The organism is Enteractinococcus helveticum (assembly GCF_001657475.1).
Classification (GTDB): domain Bacteria; phylum Actinomycetota; class Actinomycetes; order Actinomycetales; family Micrococcaceae; genus Yaniella; species Yaniella helvetica.
In genome coordinates this window covers 47,472-53,471 of sequence record NZ_LXEY01000115.1, presented here as the reverse complement: position 1 = coordinate 53,471, position 6,000 = coordinate 47,472, and the positions used below count along the sequence as shown (strand labels likewise).

Genomic DNA, 6,000 nt, shown 5'->3' with positions numbered 1-6,000 from the left:
AGACGGAAACATCCAGCCCCTGGCAACACTGCGCATCATCCCACGGAGGTAGGACAACCACAGCAACCATTCAAAAAAATGGCATCAAACAAACTTGGCACACTATTGAGTTCTCAAACAACCACACCCACCAACCAACACACCCACACAGGACATGCCAACCAACAGGAAACAAACGACCCACAACCGAATCATTGTGAACCACGCCAAGAAGGCGCAAGATGTAACACTAAATGATTGGTTTCAATCAAGTCAAATCAGCTCAGCGTGAGGTCTTTCACGCTCCAATGCAATGGTTATTGAACCACTTGTCACTGTATGCTGTGATTGACGTCCAGCTCGAAACTGTCTTCGCTCTGATGTTTTCAGGACCGACTTTTGAGCATAGCATGAATGCTTTCTGCTTCGTCAAATCGGCGCTGCCCATAATTTTTCTGGGCAGTTTCTCACTATATACCGTGTTCATATGCATTTCAACATGCGTTCACGAGCACTTGGTATCAGCAAGTAGCTAATAGTCCTGACTTGGATCGTTTTATAAATTTTCTAAAAGAACTTCTGTGTCTCAGCGCTTCCCGTCTCCGTTCCGCCCTGGGCACGAGAGATAACTATACACAGATAAATTTCTAATGCAAAACCGGCGGATTCGATGCTTTCTGGAGTTCAGTTCCGCATGAATCCGCCGATTTTGGACGACTATCTATTTATTTCTTTGAGACTAGGCTCTACTCGAGATGTAGATCTCAAATATTGTTCGACGTCATGTCCACGAAACCCAAATTCCTCCGGCCACGACGTACTACGAAGTATTTTTGGTGAATCGCATCTTCTGATGAGAACAGTTGTTCGGGATCCTCAACCTTGGCGTTATTCAGATACGCTCCCCCGTCTTTGACGGTGCGTCGAGCTGCTGACTTCGATTCTTCAAGTCCCGTGGCTACTAAAAGATCTACTATGCTCATTTCATTGTCGAGATCTTGAGGTTGTGCGGTCGGCAATTCAGCACCGGCAGCCTCCAGGGTTGCGGGATCAATCTGCTGGAGTTCTCCCCTGCCGAATAACGCGGCCGAGGCATCAATGACACGTTGAGTTTGTCCTTCTCCGTGAACCAGTGATGTCACTTCCCAAGCAAGACGTCGTTGTGCTTCACGTCGGAATGGTTCATCTGCCACTTTTTGTGCGTAGTCTTCAAGCTCATCACGAGTGAGGAACGTAAACACTTTCAGACGCTCGATAACATCTGCGTCTGCGGTATTGATCCAGAACTGGTAGAAGGCATACGGAGAGCACATCTCAGGATTTAGCCAGATGGCGTTACCTTCGGATTTACCGAATTTAGTGCCGTCAGCATTAGTAATCAGCGGGGTACCCATTGCGTGAACGTGTTCACCTTCTACCTTGCGAACCAATTCGGTACCGGAGGTGAGGTTGCCCCACTGATCAGAGCCACCAGTTTGAAGCGTCACATTGTGGCGCCGGTAAAGCTCCATAAAGTCCATACCCTGCAGAACTTGGTATGAGAACTCCGTGTAAGAAATACCTTCATCAGATTCCAAACGTGATGCCACGATTTCTTTTCGAATCATGGTCCCTACACGGAAATGTTTGCCAATGTCTCGCAAGAAATCGAGGGCAGATAATTCACCGGTCCAGTCAAGGTTATTAACCATGACGGCACCGTTGTCGCCCTCAAAGGAAAGATAGTGTTGAATCTGCTCGCGCAGGGATCCGACCCAGCCTTCAACGGTTTCACGGGTGTTAAGTGTTCGTTCGGAAGTTTGACGCGGGTCGCCAATCAGCCCGGTCGCTCCTCCAACGAGCGCGACCGGATGATGTCCCGCGAGTTGAAGACGACGCAACAGCAATAATTGCACCAAGTGACCAAGGTGCAGCGATGCCGCTGTGGGGTCGAAGCCGCAATAATACCGGATCGGGTCCCCAGCGAGGGCTTCTTCCAATTTGGCTTCGTCCGTTGAAACGTGGATAAGTCCACGCCATTTCAGTTCCTGCCAAATGTTTTCGAAAGAAGGATCGTTGGCTTGTCGACTTAAAAACTCTTCGTTACTCACGGTCATCAAACTACCAGCTTCTGTTGAGCGTTCTAAAAATTCTTTGCTTGTATGTCTCGCAGTCCAGCTGGCAGCTGGTTAGTCAATGCAGTGGTAATCAACGTTAAGGTCTGCGTTGCGCGTGTCATTGCGACGTAGAGGTTGCCGACAGATTCCCCGTCCTGTTGCACGACGTGTTGGGGTTCGACGATAATTACGGCGTCGTATTCCAGTCCTTTGGATTCTTGTGCGGTTACCAGAGCAATATTGCGATCACGTCGCCGCCCGGTACCGGTCCAAACTTGTCCCGGGTAGATCTTTTCCAACATCTGATGAACCTTGGAATAGTCTTCCCCTACTGCGATCACTCCGATAAGCTCGTCCGGGAAGCTTTGGAACTGTTGATCTACGGCAGTGACCAGAACCTTGTCCAAGTCCTCAACAGTGGTGCGTATTAACTCTGGATCGTGGTCGCCTTCACGTAAGGCGGTGGGTGTCGTGACGCGTCGTCCTGCTGCAGTTGCGACCTGTGCAGCAGCCTGCGTGATGCGTTCCGGAGTCCGGTAATTGACGGTCAGTTCAGCTAATCGCCAGTGGTTTGGTGCAAACGGTTCCAGAATTGAGCCCCAGTCCGTGCTGGGATCGGCACCTGATGCTTGAGCTAGATCCCCGACGATCGTGAACGAACGCAACGGTGATCTGCGGAACAGCATGCGCCATTGCATATGGCTCAGTTCTTGCGCCTCGTCGACAATGACGTGGCCGTATGTCCAGGTTCTGTCCCGCTGCGCACGATCGGCCACCGAAGCCCACGTAGTTTCCGGCTCTTGAGCTGCCGCCAGCATTTCGGGGGTCACCACCCCGTCCACGCCAATATCTTCGAGGGTATAGTGCATATTTTCCAGGGCAGCTTCAGCGGTATCAAGGTTGCGCTGCTGCGCCTTTTTCGAGCCTTGACCGGCCTCGGATACCAGATCGCCTACTGCTACTGCGGCCTCATCGATCAGTGGGACATCAGCTTCCGTGAACGGTGTGCCCGGCGCCCGCAGCAGTGTTTTAATTTCCGTTGCAGACAACATTGGAGCAGCATCGACCAGATACTTGGGCCTGGACAGCAACTCATCTACCAGTCCCGTAGGCGTCAACGGCATCCAACACAGGTTGAGTAATTTTCGAACCTCGCGAGACTGCCGAATCTCTTGGCGCAAGTACGATCGGTCGGCTTTATTGACCAGACCGTCCTCGCGTTTGGGGCTGACGATATCGCGCATTTGGTCATACAAGGTACGCACCATGTGGTCGACAAAGACTTCTCGCGCTTGGTTGTGCGGTTTACCCGACTCCCGAGCATGCCCGATGGCGCGACGTATTTGAATGGGTCGGACCCGAAGGCGAATACCGTCCACAGTGACCCAAGTGGTCTCTGGAATACTTCGTTGCCGTAGCATCACCGCATTGGTGATGACGTCTTGCATCACGGAACGGCCTTTAATCTCAGCGGCAGCGTGGTCAGTTTCTGGGCGTGCTTCAATTCCAGGGTAGAGATTCCCAAGCGACCGCATGACGACACCGGTCTCCCCCAACGAGGGAAGCACCTGATCGATGTAGTTCATAAAGGCTTCAGAAGGCCCCACGAGGAGCACACCGGATTTAGCCAACCGGTCACGATAGGTATAGAGCAAATACGCGGCACGGTGGAGTGCCACCGCCGTCTTGCCGGTACCGGGGCCACCTTGGACGACCAGTACTCCACGCATTTCGTCGCGAATAATTTCATCTTGTTCACGTTGAATGGTCCCAACGATGTCACCCATTGCCCCGGTACGTGGCGCACTGACGGCAGACAGCAGCGCTTGGGAAGCCTGGGCAGATTCCGTTGACGTCAAAACATCGTCTTCAAATGATTCAACGGTTCGGCCGCTCATCATAATATGACGACGACGAGCTACCTCTTGCCGATTGGCAGCCGTTGCCTGATAGAAGGGGGCGGCTTCGGGCGCTCGCCAGTCCACCAGGATCCGAGTGTGCTGGTTATCTGATAACCCGATGCGACCAATATGTCGTGCCACGGCGTCGTCGGTATCAAGACGTCCGAATACCAGTCTGTCGTCTACCGCATCTAACTGGTTGATGCGATCTTGATACAAACTGGCGAATGAATCGCGCTCCGATTGGTTTTGATAGGAGCCTTGGAGACCTTGGGCCTGGATGCGAACTAACTGCTGTTTCTTTTCGTTTCGCAACGTATCGAGACGTTCATAGAGTCTCGCGACATAGTTACGCTCTTCATCCAGCTGCTGCTGGTACCACGATGTGGTGTCGGTGGACGCATATTGGTCGGTCACCAAGGCTCCTTTGCTGCTAGCCCTTGAGCTAGCACTCGGCTCATTCGACCCTCAAGTCTACTGGCTACCTAGCGCAGCCCGGTAGGATTTGTGGCGGCAAACTCACGGATTTCAGCTAGCTGCCGCTTAAACTCAACCAATTGGTCAGCAACGGCATCCGGGCCGGTACCTCCCTGAGAGGAGCGCGAGTTTAATGAACCTTCGGTTGATAAGACTGTCCGTACGTCCGGGGTCAGGTGTTCAGAGATGTTGGCGTATTCTTCGTCGGTGAGATCCCAGAGTTCGACACCGCGGGCTTCGGCCATCTGAACGGCTTCACCAGCAAGTTCGTGGGCAACACGGAACGGGACGCCCTGGCGCACTAACCATTCGGCTATATCGGTCGCTAGGGCGAAGCCTTCAGGCGCTAGCTCGGCCATGCGCTCGGTGTTGAATGTGAGCGTTGCGATTTGACCGGCGAATGCCGGCAGGAGCAATTCCAAGGTGTCGGCAGCATCAAAAACCGGTTCTTTATCTTCTTGCAAGTCACGGTTATAAGCCAGCGGGAGCGCCTTCAACGTCGTCATCAGCCCGGTGAAGTTCCCGAGGAGTCGACCTGATTTTCCGCGCGCCAATTCGGCAATATCTGGGTTCTTCTTTTGGGGCATGATGGAAGATCCAGTGGAATACGCATCATGCAGGGCGACGAAGTTAACCTCTTTGGTCGCCCAGAAGATAATTTCTTCGGAGATGCGCGAGAGGTTAACGCCAATCATTGAGGCGATCCAAGCAAATTCGGCAAAGACGTCACGTGCGGCAGTACCGTCAATCGAGTTCCAGACCGCTGATTCGAACCCAAGGTCATGGGCAACTGCTTCTGGATCGAGACCAAGCGAGGATCCAGCCAGGGCGCCGGAACCATATGGGCTGACCGCTGCACGACGGTCCCAGTCGACAAAACGTTGCAAATCACGAGAAAAGGCCCATGCGTGAGCAAGTAAATGATGTGAAAGCAAAACCGGCTGGGCGTGTTGCAGGTGTGTGCGTCCGGGCATGGGCGCATAAGGATGCGCTTCAGCCTGGGTGATCAGAGCATCAATAACGTCGAGTAATAGGGAAGAAATCTCGCGGACATGATCGCGCAGAAACATCCGTCCCATGGTGGCGATCTGGTCGTTTCGTGACCGGCCCGCGCGCAGTTTGCCACCGAGTTCTAATCCAGCCCGTTCTAACAAACCGCGCTCAAGCGATCCGTGAACGTCTTCGTCGGAAGCAGCGGCAACATATGTACCGTTCGCGACGTCGTTTTCCAATTGGTCCAAAGCGGCCAACATATTAGGCAGTTCTTCATCGCTCAGAAGCCCTGCATGATGCAACACGCGCGCGTGGGCACGAGAGCCTGCAATGTCGTATTTGGCAAGTCGCCAGTCAAAATGCGTTGATTTGCTCAACGCTGCCAGCGCGTCGGCGGGTCCATCTGAAAATCGACCACCCCACAGCGATCCTTCATTTGTACCGTGTGATGCTGTGTCAGCCATCGTGTTGCAACCTCTTTTCGTGCAGGGACTCTCTGGTTCAAAACTACCAATAAATACGCCTGGTGGAAGTCCTGCTACTAGGTGCGACCG

3 protein-coding genes are annotated in these 6,000 nt (G+C 53.0%); all 3 read right to left on the bottom strand.

Translation table 11 applies throughout. The annotated features are described in order from the left end of the window. Positions 1-743: 743 nt before the first annotated feature. On the bottom strand, positions 744-2,075 hold the full coding sequence (tyrS, locus tag A6F49_RS16375) for a tyrosine--tRNA ligase (RefSeq protein WP_043055739.1): 1,332 nt from the start codon (positions 2,073-2,075) through the stop codon (positions 744-746). Between the two features lie 26 nt (positions 2,076-2,101). Beyond that, positions 2,102-4,393: a HelD family protein gene (locus A6F49_RS16370; RefSeq protein WP_043055738.1), complete on the bottom strand. Its 2,292-nt coding sequence runs from the start codon at positions 4,391-4,393 to the stop codon at positions 2,102-2,104. A 68-nt stretch (positions 4,394-4,461) separates the two neighbouring features. Beyond that, positions 4,462-5,910, bottom strand: coding sequence for an argininosuccinate lyase (gene argH / locus A6F49_RS16365; protein WP_043055737.1), 1,449 nt, complete (start codon positions 5,908-5,910; stop codon positions 4,462-4,464). Between the last annotated feature and the right edge of the window lie 90 nt (positions 5,911-6,000).